Source organism: Kitasatospora sp. NPDC058243 (genome assembly GCF_042882025.1).
Classification (GTDB): Bacteria; Actinomycetota; Actinomycetes; order Streptomycetales; family Streptomycetaceae; genus Kitasatospora.
This window is the reverse complement of sequence record NZ_JBHVWW010000048.1, coordinates 50,069-68,190: the sequence shown is the minus strand read 5'-3', so window position 1 is coordinate 68,190 and position 18,122 is coordinate 50,069. Positions and strand designations below refer to the sequence as shown.

Here is an 18,122-nt window from a genome sequence, read left to right as displayed (position 1 = left end):
GGAGCCGGGCCAGCCGTTCTACGCGGAGTCCCCGACGATCCGCCGCGCGGAGGTGTTCACGGTCGGCGGCACCGCGACCGTCGTGCACGCCCAGACCGTGACCGACGCGCCGCTCGGCACCTCGGAGGGCGTCGCGGGCCAGCGCTTCCGGCTCGCCAGGCCGCCCGTCCTGCTCGACGGCGGGCCCCCGGTGGTCGAGGTCGCGGCCGGCGACGGCTGGGAGCGGTGGACGGCCGTCGAACACTTCGGCGACTCGGCGCCGACCGACCGGCACGTGGTGATCGACGCGACCACGGGCGAGTTCGCGTTCCCGCCCGCCGTCCGGGAACCCGACGGCGGCCTGCACGCCTTCGGCGCGGTGCCGCCCAAGGGCGCGCACCTGCGGGTACCGCACTACCGCACGGGCGGCGGCACCGCCGGGAACGTCGCCCGGGCGACGATCACGGTGCTGCGCAGCTCCGTCCCGTACGTGGCCAGGGTCGACAACCGCGAGGCGGCCAGGGGCGGGGTCGACGGCGAGACGGTGGAGAACGCCAAGGTGCGCGCCCCCCACCTGCTGCGGCTCCAGGAACGGGCCGTCACCGCCGGGGACTTCGAGCTGATCGCCCGGCAGGCCGCCCCCTCGGCGGCCCGGGTGCGCTGCGCGCCGGCCGTCGCCGGGGAGGCGGGCGCGGTGCGGGTGCTGGTGGTCCCCGACGCGGTCGCGGACGAGGGCGACCGCCTGCGGTTCGAGCAGCTGATCCCCGGCGAGCAGGTGCTGTCGGCCATCGCGTCGGCCCTGGACGAGCGGCGGCTCGTCGGCACCCGGCTCGTCGTCCAACCGCCCGACTACCAGGGGGTGACGGTGGTCGCCCGGCTCGCGACCCGCTCCCCGGACGGCGACCGGGTCCGGGAGGCGGCGCTCGCGGCCCTGTTCCGGCACCTCAACCCGCTGCGCGGCGGCGCCGACGGAAGTGGCTGGCCGTTCGGCCGGGCCGTGCAGTACGGGGAGGTGTTCGCGGTGCTCCAGCAGGTGGCCGGGGTCACGGCGGTCGAGGAACTGCGGCTCTTCCCGGCGGATCCGATCACCGGGCGCCGGGGCGCGCCAGCCGAACGGGTCGACGTCGCCCCGGACGCGCTGGTCTTCTCGCACCAGCACCAGGTCGTGGTCGCCGCGCTCCCGGCGGACGGTCAGCGATGAGCAGAGCGGCCGTCCCCGGGCTGCCCAGCCCGCATCCGATCGGTGAACTCCTGCCCGCGCTCTACGCCGAGGACGACTTCGCCCAGCGGTTCACCGCAGGCCTGGACACCGTCCTCGCCCCGGTCTTCGCCACCCTGGACAACCTGCCCGCCTACTTCCAACCGCGCCTGGCCCCGGCCGACTTCGTCGAGTGGCTGGCGGACTGGGTCGCCGTCGAGACCGACCCGGCCTGGCCGGAGGAGGTCCGCCGGGCCGTGGTCGGCCGCGCGGTCGAACTGCACCGGTGGCGGGGCACCCGGCGCGGGCTCCGGGAACGGCTGCGGCTGATCCTCGGCGTCGGCGCGCAGATCGTGGACGGCGGCGGCGTGGCCTGGTCCACCACCGCGGGCGCGGAGTTGCCGCCCGCGCCCTCCGGGGAACTGCTGGTACGGGTCTGGCCCGAGCGCACCCCGGCGGTGGACGAGGAGCAGGTGCTGGCTGTCGTCCGGGCGTCCTGCCCGGTCCACCTGACCTGCCGGGTGGAGGTCCTGTCCGGGCCGCCTGGTCCGTCCGGTCCACCTGGTTCACCTGGTTCATCCGGTCCACTCGGTCCACTCGGTGCGGAAGAGAGCTGAGCAATGCGTACGTGTCCCGAGTGCGGAGTGGCCAACGAGGACGGGGACGACTTCTGCGGTAACTGCGGTGCCTACCTCGGCTGGTCGGGGGCGGCTGCCGCCACCTCCGCGGCTCCCGGCTCTGCCGCCACGCCGCCTGCTGCCGCCGCTCCGCCCGCCGCCGCCCCGCCTGCTGCCGCTGCTGCGCCCGCTGCTCCGCCCGCCGGCGCGGCGCGCGAGGAACCGCCCGTGCGGCCGTCCGCGGCGCCCGTCGAACCGCCTGCCGCCCGGCCCGCCGAGCCGGCGAGGCCGCCCGCCGCCGCGCCCGCTGCTACACCCGCACCCGCCTCCGAGGTGCCGCCGGTCCGCCCCGGTGCGGTGCCGCCGCAGCCCACGGCCGCCCGGCAGCCGGCGGCGGCGGACCCGGTGGCGGTGCAGCCCGCCAAGCCGGTCGCGCCCCGCCCGACCGTCCGCCCGGCCGCGGCCGACGAGGCCCAGGTCGGCCCACCCTGCCCCCGGTGCGGCACGCCCAACCGGCCCGACCGGAAGTTCTGCCGGCGGTGCGCGGAACCGCTGACCCCCACCGAACTCGTGGCGGCCCTGCCGTGGTGGCGCACCCGCTGGCCGTTCCGGCGCCGCGTGCGCATCGGCGGCTCCGGCCGCACCCTGCGCCGGATGATCGCGCTGCTCGTGCTGGCGGCGCTGGTGGTCGCGGGGGTGCTGTTCTACCCGGCGGGGCGGAACATCTACGAGGACGTGCTGGACAAGCTCCGCGACGCCTCGGCGATCTCCCCCACGGGGGCGGCGGCGAGCGCGGAGGTCGAGGGCCATCCCGCGAAGCTGACCGTCGACGGGCTGAGCAACACCTACTGGGGGGCGCCGAACGTCGGGGACTCGATCAGCTTCCCCTTCGCCCGCCCGTTCCGGCTGGTGGACGTCATCATCCACACCGGCTCCTCCACCGAGCCGCAGCAGTTCCAGCAGCAGGCCAGGCCCACCGCCCTGGACCTGCGGATGACGACCTCGGACGGCAAGGTGCACGAGCAGAAGGTGACGCTGAACGACAAGCCGGGCCCGCAGACGGTGCTGACCGGCGTCAGCGACGTCGTGAAGGTGACGATGGTCGTCCGCGCCGCCGCCGGGACGGGGCCCGGAATCCCCATCGCGCTGGCCGAGGTGGAGTTCTTCAAACGCTGAGGGCAGGCTGCGGAGGTGGGCCCGGGCGGCGGCGTGGGAGGCTACCCGGGTACCGCCGCAGCCCGCGCCCAGGAGCACCGCCATGCACCGACCCCCCGCCTTCCGTCTCGACGCCACCGCCTCCGGGCACCCGGCGGGGATCCTCGACGCCGCCGAGCGGGCCGAACGCCGGGGCATGGACCGCCTGGTGGTCGCCGAAACCGCGTACGACCCGTTCCTCCAGCTGGCCCGCGCCGCCGACCGGACCGAGCGGATCGAGCTGGCCACCGGCATCGCGGTGGCCTTCGCCCGCACCCCGATGACGCTCGCCTACCAGGCCTGGGGGCTGCACGCGGCCTCCGGCGGACGGGCCGTCATCGGGCTGGGCTCGCAGGTCAAGCCGCACATCGAGAAGCGTTTCGGGATGCCCTGGGACCGGCCGGCCGCGCGGATGCGCGAGTACGTGCACGCGGTGCGGGCGATCTGGCACAGCTGGCAGACCGGCGAACGGCTGCGCTTCCGGGGCGAGTTCTACACCCACACGATGATGACGCCGGTCTTCTCGCCCGACCCCGTCCCCGCCGGGGTGCCGAGGATCCTGTTGGCCGGCGTCGGGCCGCTGATGACCCGTACGGCCGGGGCGGTGGCCGACGGGTTCCTCAGTCACCCGTTCTCGTCGCCCGCCTACCTGGCCGAGCAGGTGCTGCCCGGTCTGACCGGGGCCCGGGCGCAGGCCGAGGCCGAGGGCGCCCCGTGGACGGCGCGGCCGTTCGAGGTCGCCGGCAGCGTGCTGACCGCCACCGGCCGGACGGAGGAGGAACTGGCGGCCAACCGGGCCGGGGTGCGGGAGCGGCTGGCGTTCTACGCCTCCACCCCGGCCTACCGTCCGGTGCTGGCCCAGCACGGGTGGGAGGGGCTCCAGGAGGAACTGCACACCCACTCGGTGCGCGGCCGCTGGGCGGAGATGGCCGCACTGATCGACGACGAGGTGTTCGACACCTTCGCGGTGTCCGGTCCGGTCGAGGACGTCGCCCGCGAGCTGACCCGCCGGTACGCGGGCCTCGTCGACCGGCTGTCCGTCAGCCTGCCGGAGGAGGCGGACCCGGAGCTGGGCCTCGACGTCCTGGCGGCCGTCCGCGCCCTCGGCTGACCCCCGCCGTACCCCTCGTCGGACCTCCGCCCGGCCCCGCCGGGCCTCTCGCCGTACCCTCGCCAGCCCCCGCTCCCCGACCGGAAACAGCCGCCGACCGAACGCGGTGGGCGGCCGATCGGGCAGGAGACGGCCAAGACCGGGCACATTCGGGCAACGGGTTCCCGGTGACGACGGCGGGCGGCAGGATCGCGCTGGCAGACCGTGACGGGCCGCCGACTTCACCCACCCAACGGTCTGTCATGTCTTGGCCACCGTCGACGACCGTGGGGGTGCCCGCTTGTCCGTGCCAGACGACCATCCTGCCGTTGACTGCCTCGCCGAGTTCGGGGCGTCCGACGACCTCGCCGACTTCGACGAGTTCCTGCGCGTCTGCGCCGAACTGACCGGCTTCGACGAGCCCGAGCTGCGCGCCACCGGCATGGCGCACGAGCACCACCGCACCGCCCTGGCCCACCGGGTCCGCGACGACCACGCCCTGGTCCACCTCTGGTACGTCGGCGCCTGGCCGGGCGAGACCCCCAGCTCCGCCCGCGCCTACGACCAGGGCCTGGCCTGGCGGACCTTCCGCGCCGACCCGCCCGGCGCCGCCGCCCCCGGCCACGGCAGCTGGGCCGAGGCACCCCGAGGGGGCGAGGAACGGTGACCGCCCGCTGGGACGTCGTCGTGGTCGGTGCCGGCTTCGCCGGAACGCTGGTCGCCCACCGCCTCGGCGTGCAGGGCCGGCGGGTCCTCGTCCTCGAAGCCGGCCGGGCCGCGCCCTCCGGGCCCGAGACCGCCGCCGCCTTCCGCGCGGCCGGCGGCGGCCCGCCCACCTCGCCCTACCCGCACCACCCCGACGCTCCGTCCCTCGACGTCACCGACCTCACCGGGCTCCCCGGCGGCGGCTTCACCGCCACCGGACACCTCCGGCAGGACGGCCCGCTGCCCTACGCCAGCGGCTACCTGCGCGCCAACGGCGGCACCGGACTGCTCTGGACCGGCCTCACCCCGCGCATGCACCCCGAGGACTTCCGCACCGGCGACCTCGGCCGAGGCCGCAACTGGCCGATCGGCTACCACGACCTGGAGCCGTACTACCGCGCCGCCGAACACGAACTCGGCGTCGCCGCCGACGCCGGGGAGCAGCGCCGCGCCGTCGGACTGCCGATCCCGGACGACTACGCCTTCCCCATGCGGGCCATCCCGGCCAGCCACCTCGACCGCCGGCTCGCCCACGCCCTCGACGGCCGGACCGTCCGCGACCCCGCCATGTCCGGCCCCGCCCGGCTCGCCGTCACCGGCACCCCGCACGCCCGCAACGGCCTGCCCACCCGGCCCGGCGACAGCTTCGGCCCGCCCTGCGCGGGCAGCGCCAGCTGCGTCCCGGTCTGCCCGACCGGCGCCAAGTACACGCCGCTGCGCACCCAGGCCCGCTGGGCGCCCTGCGTCGAACTGCGCACCGGGGCCGTGGTGGCCAGGGTGCTCGCCGACTCGGTGACCGGGCGCGCCACCGGGGTGGAGTACCTGGCCGGCGGCGCGGCCCACCGGGTGGACGCGGACCTGGTCGTCCTCGCCGCGCACGCCGTCGAGAACGCCCGGCTGCTGCTCCTGTCCGGCCTGGCCAACCGCAGCGACCAGGTGGGCCGCAACCTGATGGACCACCCGGCGCTGCTCACCTGGGGGCTCATGCCCGGCCAGGTCGGCCCCTACCGGGGGCCCGGCTCCACCAGCGGCCTGGAGGCCTTCCGCTTCGGCCCGGCCCGCGCCCGCCGGGCCCCGTTCCGGATCGAGATCGGCAACTGGGGCTGGTCCTGGGCCGGTGGCTCCCCCGAGGCCGAGACGGCCGCACTGCTGGCCGCCGGGCTGCGCGGCAAGGAGCTGCGGGCACGCCTCGGGGACCGGCTCGGCCGTCAGTTCTCGCTCCAGTTCGAGCTGGAGCAGCCCGCCGACCCGGCCAACCGGGTCACCCTCGACCCGGACCGGCGCGATCCGCTCGGCCTCCCCGGCCCGGCCGTCCGCTACGACCTCGACGAGTACGTCCGCGCGGGCATGGTCTCGGCCCGGGCCGTCTCCGACCAGCTGTTCGCCCTGCTCGGCGCCGAGGACCACACCGCCTACCCGGCCGGTCCGCAGTGGCCGGGCCGCCTCGAACACCTGGGAACCGCCTACGGGTACCGGGGCGCGGGCCACGCCGGCGGCACCCACGTCATGGGCGACTCGCCCGCCACCTCCGTCGTCGACCACTGGCAGCGCTGCTGGGACCACCCCAACCTGTACGCCGTCGGGTGCGGTTCGATGCCCTCGCTCGGCACCTCCAACCCCTCGCTCACCATGGCCGCCCTCGCCCTGCGCAGCGCCGACCGGATCCACCAGGACCTGCTGGACCTGCACCACCCGGTGTCCGTCGCCGGTACCCCTTCGTCCGTCGCTCCTTCGCCCGCCACCCGTTCGCCCGCCCTTCCGGAGACACCATGACCGGCCTGCCGCTCCCGCCCGTACCGGAGCCGTACCACCTGCCCTTCCACTACGGCGCGCTGCACAACATCGGCGTCGACTACCTGGTCGAGCCCGAGCGGGCGCGCGAACTGCTCGGCAAGCGCCACCCCGGCCTGACCGCCGCCGTGTTCGACGGCGGGGCCTGCGTGTCCCTCAACTACCAGCTGTACTTCGCCCAGTACCCGAACGGCGGTGGCATCACCGAGGAGCTGGAGATCAACCTGGTCGCCCACCCGGTGTTCGCCGGGGACCGCCTCCCGGTCCTCAACTACGGCCAGTACGCCCGGGGTTACGACCAGACCAAGCTGCTCGGCATCGCCCGCCTGCACGTCCTGTGCGACAACCCGCTCGCCATCGACGCCGGGCGCCGCCTGTACGCCGAGCCCAAGCACCCCGGCTGGTTCGAGACCGCGCTGCCCTCGCTCAACGCCCCCGCCGTGCGCGAGCGCTGGTCCGTCTCCTGCCGCCGGGCCACCCTCGGGGAGGACGGGCTGCGCCGCCACGACGAGCAACTCCTCGCCCTCGACGTGAACCTGATCGGCCTCACCGCCGAATCCGTCAACAACACCCCGATCACCGGCTACGGCACCGATGACGAGGGCAAGCTGCTCGCCGGCCCGCTCAACGTCTACCACCCCTACCGCTACTACGCCCTGGACGACCGCACCGCCGACCGTGTCCGGCTCGACCTCGGCAACCCCGCGGAGGAGTCCGCCCGCGACCTCGCCCACCTGATCGCCGACGCCCCGGCCGCCGGGGTCTGGACCTACCAGTCCCCGCCGGTCGCCGCCCACAACCGCGCCTACTACGTCCGGTGACGCCCATCAGTCGAGGGCGGGTTACGGTCAGGGTCGACACCACCTGAGTGGGCGGGCGGCGGACCGTGGACGCCGTTCTCGTGTGCACCCCTGACCGCTCCTCCGCAGCCGGGGGTGTGCGCGTGAGTGTCCACTGACAAGGGTAGCCTTACCCATTGCGCAGGTGATCGGCAGTGGGGAGGGACCCTTGTTGGAATTCCGGCTGCTCGGACCGGTGGAAGTCCGGTGCAACGGGCAGTTTGTCGAGATCGGGCCACCGAAACGCCGGACCTTGCTGGCGATGCTCCTCCTCGCCAACGACGCGCTGGTCACGAACGACCGCCTCACCGACGCCCTGTGGGGCGAGCAGCCGCCCAGACACGCCAAGACCGTGATCCAGGGGCACGTCTCCCAACTCCGCCGGCTGCTGCACCCCGTGGGCCCGGTCACCATCGCCACCGCCTGTGACGGCTACCTCCTCCAGGCGCCGTCCGGCCACATCGACGGCGAGCGGTTCCGCGCCGCCGTCGCCGAAGCGCGCACCGGCGACGGCGCACCGGCCGGGATCCCGGCGCTGCGCAAGGCCCTCGCGCTCTGGCGCGGCCCGGCGCTCGCCGGACTCTGCGGCACACCCCCGGTCGTCGCCGCAGCAGCGGAACTGGAGGAGGCGCGGCTCGGCGCGGTGGAGGAGCTCGGCCAGGCGCTGACCGCGGGCCGGCGCGCCGAAGAGGCCGTCGCGGTGCTGCGCGGCCCGGCGGACCGGCATCCGCTGCGCGAATCCCTGGTGGCGCTCCTGCTCGACGCCCTGCTGGCGACGAACCGGCAGGCCGAGGCCATCGAGCTCTACCACCGGACGGCCCGACTGCTCGGTGACGAACTGGGCGTCGACCCGGGCCCCGCGATGGTCGAGGCCTACGACCGGATCCTCAGCCCGCCACGCGCCGCACGCCGACGGGAGGACACGCACCGGCCCGGGGACCCCCACGGGCAGCAGGCCGCGCACCGCCAGGCCGACGCGCACCGCGGCGCGGGACATGCGGGACAGCCGGGCGCGAACGACCTGCGGCGACCGCTCCTGCTGCCCCGCCGACCGGCCGGCTTCACCGGGCGCAAGCGTGAACTCGCCGCCCTCGACGCGGCCGTGCGGCACACCGCACACGACTCGCCCATCTGCCTGGTCACCGGGCCGGCCGGGATCGGCAAGAGCGCGCTGGTGGCCCACTGGGCCCAACAGGCCGCGGCGGACTTCCCGGACGGCGTGCTCTTCGCCCGGCTCGGCGGCTTCATCGACACCGCCCCGATCGCCGACCCCGCCTTCGTCATCCGGGACTTCCTCGGCGCGCTCGGCATCCAGCCCGACGACATCCCGCAGAACACCGCCGCAGCCGAGGCGCTCTACCGCTCGCTGCTCCGCAACCGCCGCCTCCTGGTCATCCTCGACGACGCGCTGAGCTACGACCAGGTCCGCCCGCTGCTCCCCGGCGCCCACGGCTGCGCCACCGTCGTCACCAGCCGCAACCGGCTGGAGAGCCTGGTCGCCGGCGACTGCGCCCGCCCCCTGCTGCTGGACCGGCTCGGGCCGGGGGAGGGCGAGGCACTGTTCGCCCGCATCCTCGGCCCGGACCGGGTCGGAGCGGAACCGGGCGCCGCCGGGCGCCTGGTGCGGCTGTGCGACGGGCTGCCGCTGGCCCTGCGACTGGCGGCGGCCCGGCTGGCGGTGCGACCCGAGCGCTCGCTCGGCGACGCGGTCGAGGAACTCCGCGACGGGCAGCGGCGGATCTCCTTCCTCGCGGTGGACGGCATCGACTTCGCCTCCGTCCTGCGCGTCAGCGTGGACCACCTCCCGCCGGACGCGGTCGCCGTCCTCCGGCTGCTGGCCCACCACTTCGGCCCCGACATCGACGTGGCGGCGGTCGCCGCGCTGGCGGACGACAGCCCGGCCGGCAGCCGCGCGGTGCTGGAACGCCTCGTCGCCGCCAACCTGGTGGAGGAGCGGGGGCACGACCGCTACGCCCTGCACGGACTCATCCGGCTGTTCGCCCGCTCGCTCGGCCCCGCCCCCGGGGGCGACCGCCTCCTTCCGCTCCTCGACCACTACCTGTACGCCGCCCTGGCCGCCGCGAGCGCGGCGGTGGCGGGCAGCCAACCCTGCTGCCGGCTCCCGGAGGACTTCCGGACGCCGGTGTCGACGCCCGTCTTCGCCGACCGGGAGGAGGCCATGGCCTGGTACGCCAGGGAACGGCGCAACCTCGTCGCCGCCACCGCGGCGGCCGCCGCCGGCCGGCACCACCACCGGGCGTGGCGACTCGCCCTGCTGCTGTGGCCCCTGGTCGTCCAGCAGCCCGGAGCCGACTGGGAGGCTCCGCTCGGCCACGCCCTCGGCTCCGCCGTCGAACTGGCCGAGGCCGACGCGGAATCCCGCGTCAGGAGCCTGCTCGGCTGGGTCCTCGGGCAGAACGGCCGGTACGAGGAGGCCTTGCCGCACCTGCTGCGCGCGCCCGACCTGGCCCGGCGCGCCGACGACACCGAGGGTGAGGCGATCGCCACCGCCAACCTGGCCCAGGCCCGGGAGGCGCTCGGCGACACGAACCTGGCCGGCCTCGGCTACGAGCGGGCCGCACAGCTCGCCCGCAGGGCCGGCAGCCCGCAGACCGAGATGCTCACGACCTACTACCTGGCCCGGTACCACCTGCTGAACGAGCGCCCGGCGAAGGCGCTCACCCTCGCGCGGTGCGCGCTCGACCTCGCCCCGGAGGACCAGGTCGTGGCGCGCCGCGCGATGCTCCTGGACATCTGCGGGAGGGCCCTGTCCACCCTGGACCGCAACGGCGAGGCGTGGCACCACTTCGACCGCGCGGGCCGCCTCGCGGAACAGGACGGCTTCACCGCCGACGCCGCCGACTACTACGCGCGCGCCGCAGCGGTACGGACCTGCGGGAACGGGTAGCGGCTGCCGGCCGCGGTGCCCGGCTGGACACCGCGGCCGGGTGCCGCCGTCAGGCCCCAGACGCCGGGCCGCAGACGCTGGCCCCAGGCGCCGGCTCACCCGGGAACGGGCGGCCCGCCCGGCCCCGTGAGCGCGGCCGGTACCCGATCGGCGGGCGGGGCCTGCCCGGCGGGCGTGGCATCCGGCGCGCGGGCCCAGCGTCCGGCGAGCACGGTGCCGACCACCAGCTGGAGCTGGTGATACGCCATCAACGGCAGGACCAGCAGCCCGGCCTGGGGCCCGAAGAGCACGGTGGCCATCGGCAGGCCGCTTGCCAGGCTCTTCTGCGAGCCGCACAGCACCGCCGCGATGGTGGCCGGCCGGTCGAGCCCCAGCAGTCGTGCACCGAGCCCGGTGACCGCGAGCGCGGCGGCCAGCAGGGCGAGCAGCACCGCGAGCAGACCGAGCAGGGCGCCCGGGGTGGCCAGGCCCCAGCTGCCCTGGGCCGTCGCCGCGCTGAACGCGGTGTAGACGACGAGCAGGATCGAGCCCCGGTCCACCGGCGTCAGCACCCGTCTGTGCCGGGTGAGGAAGGCGCCGATCCACGGCCGCAGCACCTGCCCGAGCAGGAACGGCGCGAGCAACTGGGCCCCGATCCGCAGCAGCCCCTCGGCCGACAGCGCGGTGTGCACGTCCAGGAGCCAGGCCGCCAGCAGCGGCGTCAGCAGCAGCCCGGCCAGGCTGGAGTACGTCCCGGCGCAGATCGCCGCCGGGACGTCGCCCCCGGCGGCGCCGGTCAGCGCCACCGAGGACTGCACCGTCGACGGGAGCAGGCAGAGGAACAGCACCCCGGTCTGCAACTGCCCGCTGAGCGGGACGGGGGTGAGCAGCGCGGTGGCCGCCCCGAGCAGCGGGAAGAGGCCGAAGGTGGCGGCGAGCACCAGCCCGTGCAGCCGCAGGTGGCGCAGCCCGGCCAGCGTCTCGCGGGCGGAGAGCCGGGCGCCGTAGAGGAAGAACAGCAGCGCCACCGCCAGGTTGCAGGCCACTGCCGCCACCCGCGCCGAGCCCCCGGTGGCCGGAAACAGGGCGGCCAGGCCGACCGCCCCGGCGAGCGCGGCCAGGTACGGGTCGAGCCGGCGCGGCCACAGCCCGCGCCACCGGCCCCGGCGGGCGGTGTCGTCGGTCATCGGCCACCCCCGATCGCCGCCCCGCCCGGGCCGGACCCGAGCAGGCCGCCCACCAGGGACCCGGCGCCGTCGTGGTCGCTGCCCGCCGAGCCGCTGCCGTTCTGGACGTTGGCGGTGCGATCGATCTCCACCCAGGAGTCGGCGTTGGAGTTGTCGACGAGCGTGATCAGCCCCCCGCCCGCCGCCGCAGGCGCCGCCGCGCCGGCGAGCAGGCCGCACGCCCCGGCCAGCCCCAGCGCGGTGGCCCGCAGGACGGCGGCCGCCGGGGGCGGGGCGGGACCGCGCAGCCCGGCCATCACGCCGTCACCCCCGCGAACGGGCGGGAGCGCGCGATGTTCCGCTCCAGCAGTTCGGTGGACTCCCGCACGCCGATCTGCCGGCTCTCCCCGGCGTCGGCCGGCAGCCGCCCGTCGGCCACCTTCAGCCCGGCCAGCGCCTCGTCCATCGCCCGGTGGGCCGCGAACAGGCAGGGCGTGCTGTAGATGGCGACGTCCACCCCCAGCTCGGTCAGCTCGGAGAGCGACAGCCGGGGGGACTTGCCGCCGGCGATCTGGTTGAACAGCAGCGGCTTGTCGCCGACGACCCCCCGGATCCGCCGGATCCAGTCCTCGCTGCGCACCCCGTCGACCAGCACCACGTCGGCGTCGGTGGCGGCGAGGGCCCGGGCGCGGCGCAGGATGTCCTCCTCCTCGGTGGCGTCGGTGCGGGCGACCACCAGGAGGTCCGTCCGGTTGGCGAGGACGAGGTCCAGCTTCTCCAGGTACTCCTCCAGCGGGAGGACCTGTTTGCCGTCGGCGTGGCCGCAGCGGCGCGGCCGTTTCTGGTCCTCCAGGATGACGCCGGAAGCGCCGATGCGTTCGAGCCTGCGCACGACGTGGCAGGCGACCTCGGGATCGACGTAGCCGTCGTCGATGTCGACCAGGAGATGGTGCCGGGGGAAGGCGCCGCGCAACCGTTCGACGAAGCCGACCATGTCCGGCCAGGCGATGAATCCGATGTCGGGCAGGCCGTAGTAGGAGGCGGCGAAGCCGAATCCGGAGACGAACATGCCGTTGTAGTGCTCGGCCGCGATGGAGGCCGAGTACATGTCGTAGACGCCGATGAGGGGCGTGGCTCCCGGGCTCGCGATCTCCTCGCGGAGCCGCTGCCCGTGGCCCGACGCCGTGGTTCCGTGGAACATGGCCTTCTCCTCACTCGCGGTGGCTTTGCCTGAACTTGGTCTTCCCTAGACCAAACTGAGGTGCCATCACTATGTGGCCTTTAACGTTCCGTGGGCAAATCTTTAAGAGAGATTCACTCATTCGAGTGAGGCGCGGAATTGAATATATGTCAGACATATGAAAAGGGCGGTGGCGTGGAAGATCCACGCCACCGCCCTGATCCGGTCGGCCCGGTCGCCGGAGAATCCCGCGACCTCGGCGATGAGCACGTAGCCGTAGCCGTGGCGGGGGGAGTTGCGGGCGCGCGTCGGCGCGCCGGTGCGTCAGGACGCCGGAACGGGGCGGACGGCGCGGCGCTCGCGCAGCGTCCGGAGCACCCGGCGGGTCGCCCGGGTGGCGACCGGCGGCAGCAGGTCCAGCGCCAGCCGGCGCGAGGTGGACTGCTGGACGGGGGCCTTGACCTGGTAGTTGAGCCGCAGCACCGGCTCCCCGGCGATGGTGTCGTCGTCCACCGTGTAGCCCTCGGCCCGCCAGTCGCGGGCGAGCAGGACCTGCCGGACCGCCGCGGCGTCGCCCCAGGTGCCGTAGAACTTCATCGGGGTGAGCAGCACCGGCCGCAGGCCGCCGGTGAAGACCGCCTCCCAGACCGCCGCCGACACGCCGGGGGTGTGCTCCGAGCGGTAGTCGTCCAGCGCCACGACGCCGTTGTCGGCGAGCGCCGCCCTGGTCACCGCGATGTCCCCGGCGACGTGCTCGTACAGGTGGGAGGCGTCGACGTGGACGAACCGGCAGCTCCCGGCCGGGATCCGGCCGTCGGCCAGCACCGAGGTGGGCGCCTGCACGATCTCCGGCAACTCGCCGTGGAAGGCGAGGTAGTTGGCCTCGAAGGCGCTCCGGGTGAGGGTCTTGCGGTAGGACATCGCCATCTCGGCGGCGTTGTCCGCGTCGCCCGCCTCGGAGTCGAACAGGTCGCAGACGGTCAGCCGTTCGCCGGTCTGGAGGTGGTCGCCGAGCAGGACGGCGCTGCGGCCGAGGTAGCTGCCGAGTTCGAGGATGTCGCCGGTGGCGCCCGCCGTGGTCTGGGCCGCCAGCAGGTGGCCGAAGGCCGCCCGGTCGAGACGGAAGAACCAGCCGGGGATGTCGTCCCGGGTCAGTGGCGCGGGGCGGGTGGCTGTGGTCTCGGCGGTGGGCACGGCGGCCTCCAGGAGGGCGGGCGGGGCGCGGTGGCGGGTTCACGCCGCGGAGGGGATGCCGTGGACGTGAGGCCGATCATCATAGCGACGCGGAGGCCGACCGGGAGCCGGTTCGCAACGGTGCGATTTCGCGCGTTCGCGCTGCTGTGCGAACGCGCGCGCCGGGTCGCGTCCCCGGCCTCACGGGTCAGTGCGCCTGGCCGTCCAGCTCGGTGATGGTCTCCGTCAGCCAGGCCCGCTCGGCCGCCGTGGATGCCCGGGCGACCAGCAGCATGCCGCGCCGGAAGGGGTTCGGCTCCAGCTCGGCGGTGACCGCGCGGCCCTCGCCGTCGTGGAAGAAGCTGCTCGGCTCGTCCAGGAACGCCAGCCGGCGCCGGAGCACGGTGGCCTGCGCGGGCGGGTCGGCCAGGTGGTGCAGGAAGGCGGCGTGCGCGAAGAAGCGGATCTGGTCCGTGATCTCGGCCTGCTCCGGGTCGGCCAGCCGGCGCCGCAGCTCGGCCCGGCCCTCCTCGGTGAGCTCCAGCGTCTGGCGCGGTGCGGCCCCGGTGCCCGGTTCGGCGCGGCGGCGCAGCAGTCCGGCCTTCTCCAGCCTGGCGATGGCGGGGTAGAGCGCGCCGTCGCTGACCGGTCGGACGTGGCCGGTGAGGCCGGTGATCCGGGACTTGAGCTGGTAGCCGTGCAGCGGCTGGTCGTACAGGAAGCCGAGGATCGCGAGGGTCAGCACGGTCGAAGCCCTTTCGTCGGAGTGCGCCCTGTGGCGCGCCCCATGTTACCTCTTGTCGATGTGCCTCGATACGAGGTATCTCTATTCGAGGTGAGCCACCGACAGGCGGTGGCGGAACGGGGAGGAAGCATGCACGGGCGTCCGTCGCGACGACTGGCCGCACTGGCCGGACCGGTCTACGTCGAACTGCTGTCCAACGTGATCGCCTCGGTGATCGGCACCTTCTGGGTGGCGGGCCTCGGCGGGGCGGCCGTCGCCGCCGTCACCCTGGCCGGCACCGTGGAGAACCTGCTGCTCGGGCTCGTCCTGGTGGTCGGCTCCGGCACCAGCGTGCGGCTCTCCCGCGCGCTCGGCGCCGGCGACCGGGACGACGCCGCCCGCACCACCCGCGCGGCCTGGCGGCTCTGCGCGGTGGGCAGCCTCGCGCTCGCAGTCCCCGGCTTCCTGCTGCGCGACCGCCTGGCCGGCGCTTTCCTGGACGGCGCCGCCGCCGCCCTCGCCGCCGACTACTTCACCGTCGCCTTCCCGGCGTTCGCCCTGTTCTCCGGCCAGCGCGTCGCCGACGAACTGTTCAAGGGCGCGGGCGACACCCGCACCCCGATGCGGATGGCCCTGCTGTCGAACGCGCTGCTGCTCGCCCTCGACCCGCTGCTCGTCCTCGGCGCCGGCCCGGTGCCCGCGCTCGGGGTGACGGGCGCCGCGCTGGCCCTGGCCGGCTCGCGGGCGGTCGCCCTCGCCGTCACCCTGCGGTTGCGGCCGCGGCTGCCCGCACCCCCCGGGGGAACCGGCGCGGCGGCTGGCCGGATCGTCCGCGCGGGAGCGCCGTTCGGCCTGGACTTCACCGCCCGGATGGCCGTCGGCACGGCCCAACTCGCCCTGGTCGCAGGCTTCGGCGTCGCGGCGGTGGCCGGGTACGGCATCGGCTACCGGGCCTTGCTGGTCGTCACCATGGCGTTCTACGCGCTCCGGCAAGCCGCCGCGATCGAGGCCGCCCGCCTCTGCGGCGCGGGCCGTGCCACCGAGTTGGGCGTGCTGCACCGCGCCACCGGACGCCTCGCTGCGCTCCTCGGCGCCGTCGCGGCGGTGCTGTCCGCGACGCTCGCCGCCCCGCTGACCGCGCTGTTCACCGACGACCCGGCGGTGGCCGGGCAGTCCGTCGGCTTCCTGCGGATGGCGGCGTTATACCTGCTCCCGTATGCGCTGGTGGTCGCCCTCGGCGGGGTGCACCAGGCGGTGGGCGCCGGTCGGCCGCTGGTGCTCTCCGTGCTGCTCGGACTGGGCGCCCAACTCGCCGCCTCCGCGGCCCTGTCGGGGCCGCTCGGGGTGACCGGGGTGTGGGTGGGGCCGGCGGTGGGCGCGGCCGTGCAGCTCGGTCTGCTGCCGCTCCTGGCCCGGCGCCGGGCCAGGCGGCCCGCGCCGTTGGCGGACCAGGGCGACCGGGCCCTGGAGCCGGTCGGATGATCGCCTCCGGTCGCCCGACTGTGCCACAGTGGAGCCCATGGGGCCGACACTCGACGGGCGGCCGCTGCCGTCCCCGCACGCGGACGAACGCGCCATGCTGGAAGGCTGGTTGGAGTTCCACCGGGCGACTCTCGTGCAGAAGGTCGCCGGGCTCGACGACCAGCAGGTCCGGCTGGCGGCCGTCCCGCCGTCGACGATGACGCTGCTCGGCCTGGTCCAGCACCTCGCCGAGGTCGAACGCACCTGGTACCAGCGGGTGCTGGCCGGCCGGGAGGCGCCGCCGCTGTACGGCGCGGACGGCGAGGGCGGCTACGCGCTCACCCCGGAGCGGGGGATGCCCGAGGCGCTGGCCGACTGGCGGGCGGAGGTCGAGCAGGGCCGCGAACTGACCGCCGCGGCGGCGCTGGAGGACACCGGACGCCTCTCCGAGCGGGCGGCGGCCGTGTTCGGCTCGGAGACCGTCTCGCTGCGCTGGATCCTGGTGCACCTGATCGAGGAGTACGCCCGCCACAACGGCCACGCGGACCTGCTCCGGGAGAGCATCGACGGCCTCACGGGCGTGTGACGGCTCCCTGGGGGAGGGCCCCGGGAGCCGGACCGAGGTGGGCGTCCAGGGCGGCGCGCAGCAGCGGTTCGACGTCCTCGCCGCCGGTGATGAGCCGCAGGCTGCCCCAGGCGCGCAGTTGGGCCAGGCCGTGCAGGTTCGCCCACAGTGCGGCGGCCGCCGGTCCGGGATCGGTGGACTCCGGGCGGGCCTCGCCGACCAGGCGGGCGACGGTGTGGAACATCGGCAGGGTGGTCTGCCGCAGCTCGGCTCCGCTGCCCTCCAGCAGGTCGTGACGGAACATCAGCTCGAACATGCCGGGGTTGGCCGCCGCGAAGCCGAGGTAGGCGCGGGCGAGCGCGTCGAGCCGGGTGCGGGGGGCCGCGCCGGTGGTGGCGGCCAGCGCGTCGGCGCCGGCCAGGGTGTCGGTGAGCCTGCCGAACCCGTGTCGCGCGATGGCGGCGAGCAGTTCGCGGTGGGTGGGGAAGTGGCGGCGGGGGGCTCCGTGCGAGACCCCCGCCTGCCGGGCGATCTCGCGCAGGCCGAGGGCGTGGACGCCCTCCCTGGTCACCAGTTCGACGCCGGCGGCCACCAGGCGCGCGCGCAGGTCCTTCTCCTGATCGGTCATGGGCCTTGTCTACCAGGCCGCTGTAGACAGTGTCTACTCGCCTCGGCGCGGGCGCTTCGGCCAGAATCGGAGGCATGGACGAAGGCGGAGAGGCGGCCTGCTGGCTGGACCGGGTGTGCCCGGAGTGCGGGCGCCTGCGCGAGCGGCCCGGGCCGCAACCGTGCGAGAACTGCGGGGCCGGGAGCACGGACGGCGAGGCGGGGGCCCGGCAGCCCGCAGCCGAGGCCGCGCCGGACCAGGGCGCCTGACCGCAGGTCCAGGACGGCTCGGCCCCGGCCCGGAACGGCTGAACGACGGCCCGGAACGCCTGAACCCCGGCCCGGAACGGCTGGGCCCCGGTGCGGCCGGGCGGGCCTGACCGGGGCCCCAGGCGTACGGCGGGTTCGGGCTGCTACTGCTGCGGCGGCTGGTCGCGGAACTGGTTCTTCGCCTGCTCCTGGGCGGCGTCCACCTGGCTGCTGTACTTGCCCTGGGTGCGCTCGTCGACGGCGTCCCCCGCCTTGTCGACGGCCCTGTCGGCCTGGTCCTCGTGGCCCTTCAACAGGCCCTTGAGCTTATCCAACATGGACATCTGGTCACGCTCCTGGAAGAGACGGCCCCACCCCTCCAGGATCACAGCCTCCGCCGCCGTCCGCATCCCGCGGCCGCGCGGCGGCCTTGGCAACGTGATGCCGGTCATGTCAAATCGGGAGTTCACGGACCGCCGGAAGGAGTCGCCTTGAAGCCACGAGCCCGCCGCCCGATCTCCCTGCCCCTCCGCCCGACCAGCCCGCTCGACCAGTCCACCCCGATACCGCACCAGCAGCGCCGGGACCAGCGCCCGCGCTCCGCCACAGTCCGGAGGGCGGGAGCAGCCCTGAACGGCGCCGCCCTGGCCGCCCCGCTGTTGCTGGCCAGGGAAGGCGGGGCGGACGTCCACACGGAC

At 75.3% G+C, this 18,122-nt stretch carries 19 protein-coding genes; 12 read left to right on the top strand and 7 right to left on the bottom strand.

The genetic code is table 11. From position 1 onward, the window contains the following. From ACFVX9_RS27165 to ACFVX9_RS27130, 8 genes are all read left to right on the top strand, one after another. Nucleotides 1-1,180: putative baseplate assembly protein (locus tag ACFVX9_RS27165; protein ID WP_387983956.1), on the top strand; the 1,180-nt coding region annotated here is incomplete at its 5' end. Further along, entirely contained in the window at nucleotides 1,177-1,794 is a 618-nt protein-coding gene (locus tag ACFVX9_RS27160; RefSeq protein WP_380429348.1) for a phage tail protein, read from the top strand. The genes ACFVX9_RS27165 and ACFVX9_RS27160, both read left to right, overlap by 4 nt. Before the next feature lie 3 nt (nucleotides 1,795-1,797). Then, on the top strand, nucleotides 1,798-2,970 hold the full coding sequence (locus ACFVX9_RS27155) for an NADase-type glycan-binding domain-containing protein (RefSeq protein ID WP_380483796.1): 1,173 nt from the start codon (nucleotides 1,798-1,800) through the stop codon (nucleotides 2,968-2,970). Between the two features lie 82 nt (nucleotides 2,971-3,052). Then, complete coding sequence (locus ACFVX9_RS27150) at nucleotides 3,053-4,099, top strand: TIGR03617 family F420-dependent LLM class oxidoreductase (protein ID WP_363373142.1); 1,047 nt, start codon at nucleotides 3,053-3,055, stop codon at nucleotides 4,097-4,099. Nucleotides 4,100-4,385: 286 nt separating this feature from the next. Then, nucleotides 4,386-4,745 (top strand): hypothetical protein, encoded by a 360-nt coding sequence (locus ACFVX9_RS27145; protein ID WP_380377694.1) that lies wholly within the window; start codon nucleotides 4,386-4,388, stop codon nucleotides 4,743-4,745. Next, nucleotides 4,742-6,556 (top strand): GMC family oxidoreductase, encoded by a 1,815-nt coding sequence (locus tag ACFVX9_RS27140; RefSeq protein ID WP_380483794.1) that lies wholly within the window; start codon nucleotides 4,742-4,744, stop codon nucleotides 6,554-6,556. Before ACFVX9_RS27145 ends, ACFVX9_RS27140 begins: the two co-directional genes overlap by 4 nt. Next, on the top strand, nucleotides 6,553-7,395 hold the full coding sequence (locus ACFVX9_RS27135; protein ID WP_063345999.1) for a hypothetical protein: 843 nt from the start codon (nucleotides 6,553-6,555) through the stop codon (nucleotides 7,393-7,395). Before ACFVX9_RS27140 ends, ACFVX9_RS27135 begins: the two co-directional genes overlap by 4 nt. 163 nt (nucleotides 7,396-7,558) lie before the next feature. After that, nucleotides 7,559-10,321 carry a BTAD domain-containing putative transcriptional regulator gene (locus ACFVX9_RS27130; RefSeq protein WP_380483792.1) on the top strand — a complete coding sequence of 921 codons (2,763 nt, stop codon included), beginning with the start codon at nucleotides 7,559-7,561 and terminating at the stop codon, nucleotides 10,319-10,321. A gap of 95 nt (nucleotides 10,322-10,416) precedes the next feature. Here ACFVX9_RS27130 and ACFVX9_RS27125 read toward each other — a convergent pair whose 3' ends face one another. The 5 genes from ACFVX9_RS27125 to ACFVX9_RS27105 form a co-directional block, all read right to left on the bottom strand. Next, nucleotides 10,417-11,487 (bottom strand): bile acid:sodium symporter family protein, encoded by a 1,071-nt coding sequence (locus ACFVX9_RS27125; RefSeq protein ID WP_063345997.1) that lies wholly within the window; start codon nucleotides 11,485-11,487, stop codon nucleotides 10,417-10,419. Continuing rightward, nucleotides 11,484-11,783 (bottom strand): hypothetical protein, encoded by a 300-nt coding sequence (locus ACFVX9_RS27120; RefSeq protein WP_208869031.1) that lies wholly within the window; start codon nucleotides 11,781-11,783, stop codon nucleotides 11,484-11,486. The genes ACFVX9_RS27125 and ACFVX9_RS27120 overlap by 4 nt, the downstream gene beginning before the upstream one ends. Then, on the bottom strand, nucleotides 11,783-12,667 hold the full coding sequence (locus tag ACFVX9_RS27115; RefSeq protein WP_380377699.1) for an oxaloacetate decarboxylase: 885 nt from the start codon (nucleotides 12,665-12,667) through the stop codon (nucleotides 11,783-11,785). Before ACFVX9_RS27115 ends, ACFVX9_RS27120 begins: the two co-directional genes overlap by 1 nt. A 303-nt stretch (nucleotides 12,668-12,970) precedes the next feature. Further along, the gene (locus tag ACFVX9_RS27110; RefSeq protein ID WP_063345995.1) at nucleotides 12,971-13,840 is read right to left on the bottom strand and encodes a class I SAM-dependent methyltransferase; all 870 of its coding nucleotides are present in this window, start codon (nucleotides 13,838-13,840) and stop codon (nucleotides 12,971-12,973) included. 187 nt (nucleotides 13,841-14,027) lie between these two features. After that, nucleotides 14,028-14,564 (bottom strand): PadR family transcriptional regulator, encoded by a 537-nt coding sequence (locus ACFVX9_RS27105; protein ID WP_380377702.1) that lies wholly within the window; start codon nucleotides 14,562-14,564, stop codon nucleotides 14,028-14,030. Between the two features lie 129 nt (nucleotides 14,565-14,693). Here ACFVX9_RS27105 and ACFVX9_RS27100 point away from each other — a divergent pair, with 129 nt between their 5' ends. Together ACFVX9_RS27100 and ACFVX9_RS27095 are read left to right on the top strand one after the other, a co-directional pair. Further along, nucleotides 14,694-16,025 (top strand): MATE family efflux transporter, encoded by a 1,332-nt coding sequence (locus tag ACFVX9_RS27100; RefSeq protein ID WP_387983948.1) that lies wholly within the window; start codon nucleotides 14,694-14,696, stop codon nucleotides 16,023-16,025. A 37-nt stretch (nucleotides 16,026-16,062) separates the two neighbouring features. Continuing rightward, nucleotides 16,063-16,590 carry a DinB family protein gene (locus tag ACFVX9_RS27095; RefSeq protein ID WP_107452797.1) on the top strand — a complete coding sequence of 176 codons (528 nt, stop codon included), beginning with the start codon at nucleotides 16,063-16,065 and terminating at the stop codon, nucleotides 16,588-16,590. On the opposite strand, the gene ACFVX9_RS27090 is transcribed toward ACFVX9_RS27095, so the two are convergent. Beyond that, entirely contained in the window at nucleotides 16,577-17,197 is a 621-nt protein-coding gene (locus ACFVX9_RS27090) for a TetR/AcrR family transcriptional regulator (RefSeq protein ID WP_387983945.1), read from the bottom strand. The genes ACFVX9_RS27095 and ACFVX9_RS27090 overlap by 14 nt on opposite strands. Nucleotides 17,198-17,271: 74 nt before the next feature. Between ACFVX9_RS27090 and ACFVX9_RS27085 the strand changes: the two genes are divergently transcribed. Then, the gene (locus ACFVX9_RS27085) at nucleotides 17,272-17,445 is read left to right on the top strand and encodes a hypothetical protein (protein WP_380494460.1); all 174 of its coding nucleotides are present in this window, start codon (nucleotides 17,272-17,274) and stop codon (nucleotides 17,443-17,445) included. Between the two features lie 143 nt (nucleotides 17,446-17,588). Here the strand turns inward: ACFVX9_RS27085 and ACFVX9_RS27080 are convergent, their stop codons facing one another. Further along, nucleotides 17,589-17,768 (bottom strand): antitoxin, encoded by a 180-nt coding sequence (locus tag ACFVX9_RS27080; RefSeq protein ID WP_063350839.1) that lies wholly within the window; start codon nucleotides 17,766-17,768, stop codon nucleotides 17,589-17,591. A 147-nt stretch (nucleotides 17,769-17,915) separates the two neighbouring features. Between ACFVX9_RS27080 and ACFVX9_RS27075 the strand changes: the two genes are divergently transcribed. Then, the coding region (locus ACFVX9_RS27075; protein WP_387983942.1) for a hypothetical protein at nucleotides 17,916-18,122 on the top strand (207 nt) is incomplete at its 3' end.

Excerpts from the sequence above, each read along its gene's own strand:
- ACFVX9_RS27160 (WP_380429348.1), top strand. The coding sequence starts at position 1,177 with ATGAGCAGAGCGGCCGTCCCCGGGCTGCCCAGCCCGCATCCGATCGGT.
- ACFVX9_RS27155 (WP_380483796.1), top strand. The coding sequence starts at position 1,798 with ATGCGTACGTGTCCCGAGTGCGGAGTGGCCAACGAGGACGGGGACGAC.
- ACFVX9_RS27150 (WP_363373142.1), top strand. The coding sequence starts at position 3,053 with ATGCACCGACCCCCCGCCTTCCGTCTCGACGCCACCGCCTCCGGGCAC.
- ACFVX9_RS27135 (WP_063345999.1), top strand. The coding sequence starts at position 6,553 with ATGACCGGCCTGCCGCTCCCGCCCGTACCGGAGCCGTACCACCTGCCC.
- ACFVX9_RS27125 (WP_063345997.1), bottom strand. The coding sequence starts at position 11,487 with ATGACCGACGACACCGCCCGCCGGGGCCGGTGGCGCGGGCTGTGGCCG.
- ACFVX9_RS27120 (WP_208869031.1), bottom strand. The coding sequence starts at position 11,783 with ATGGCCGGGCTGCGCGGTCCCGCCCCGCCCCCGGCGGCCGCCGTCCTG.
- ACFVX9_RS27115 (WP_380377699.1), bottom strand. The coding sequence starts at position 12,667 with ATGTTCCACGGAACCACGGCGTCGGGCCACGGGCAGCGGCTCCGCGAG.
- ACFVX9_RS27100 (WP_387983948.1), top strand. The coding sequence starts at position 14,694 with ATGCACGGGCGTCCGTCGCGACGACTGGCCGCACTGGCCGGACCGGTC.
- ACFVX9_RS27095 (WP_107452797.1), top strand. The coding sequence starts at position 16,063 with ATGGGGCCGACACTCGACGGGCGGCCGCTGCCGTCCCCGCACGCGGAC.
- ACFVX9_RS27090 (WP_387983945.1), bottom strand. The coding sequence starts at position 17,197 with ATGACCGATCAGGAGAAGGACCTGCGCGCGCGCCTGGTGGCCGCCGGC.
- ACFVX9_RS27085 (WP_380494460.1), top strand. The coding sequence starts at position 17,272 with ATGGACGAAGGCGGAGAGGCGGCCTGCTGGCTGGACCGGGTGTGCCCG.
- ACFVX9_RS27080 (WP_063350839.1), bottom strand. The coding sequence starts at position 17,768 with ATGTCCATGTTGGATAAGCTCAAGGGCCTGTTGAAGGGCCACGAGGAC.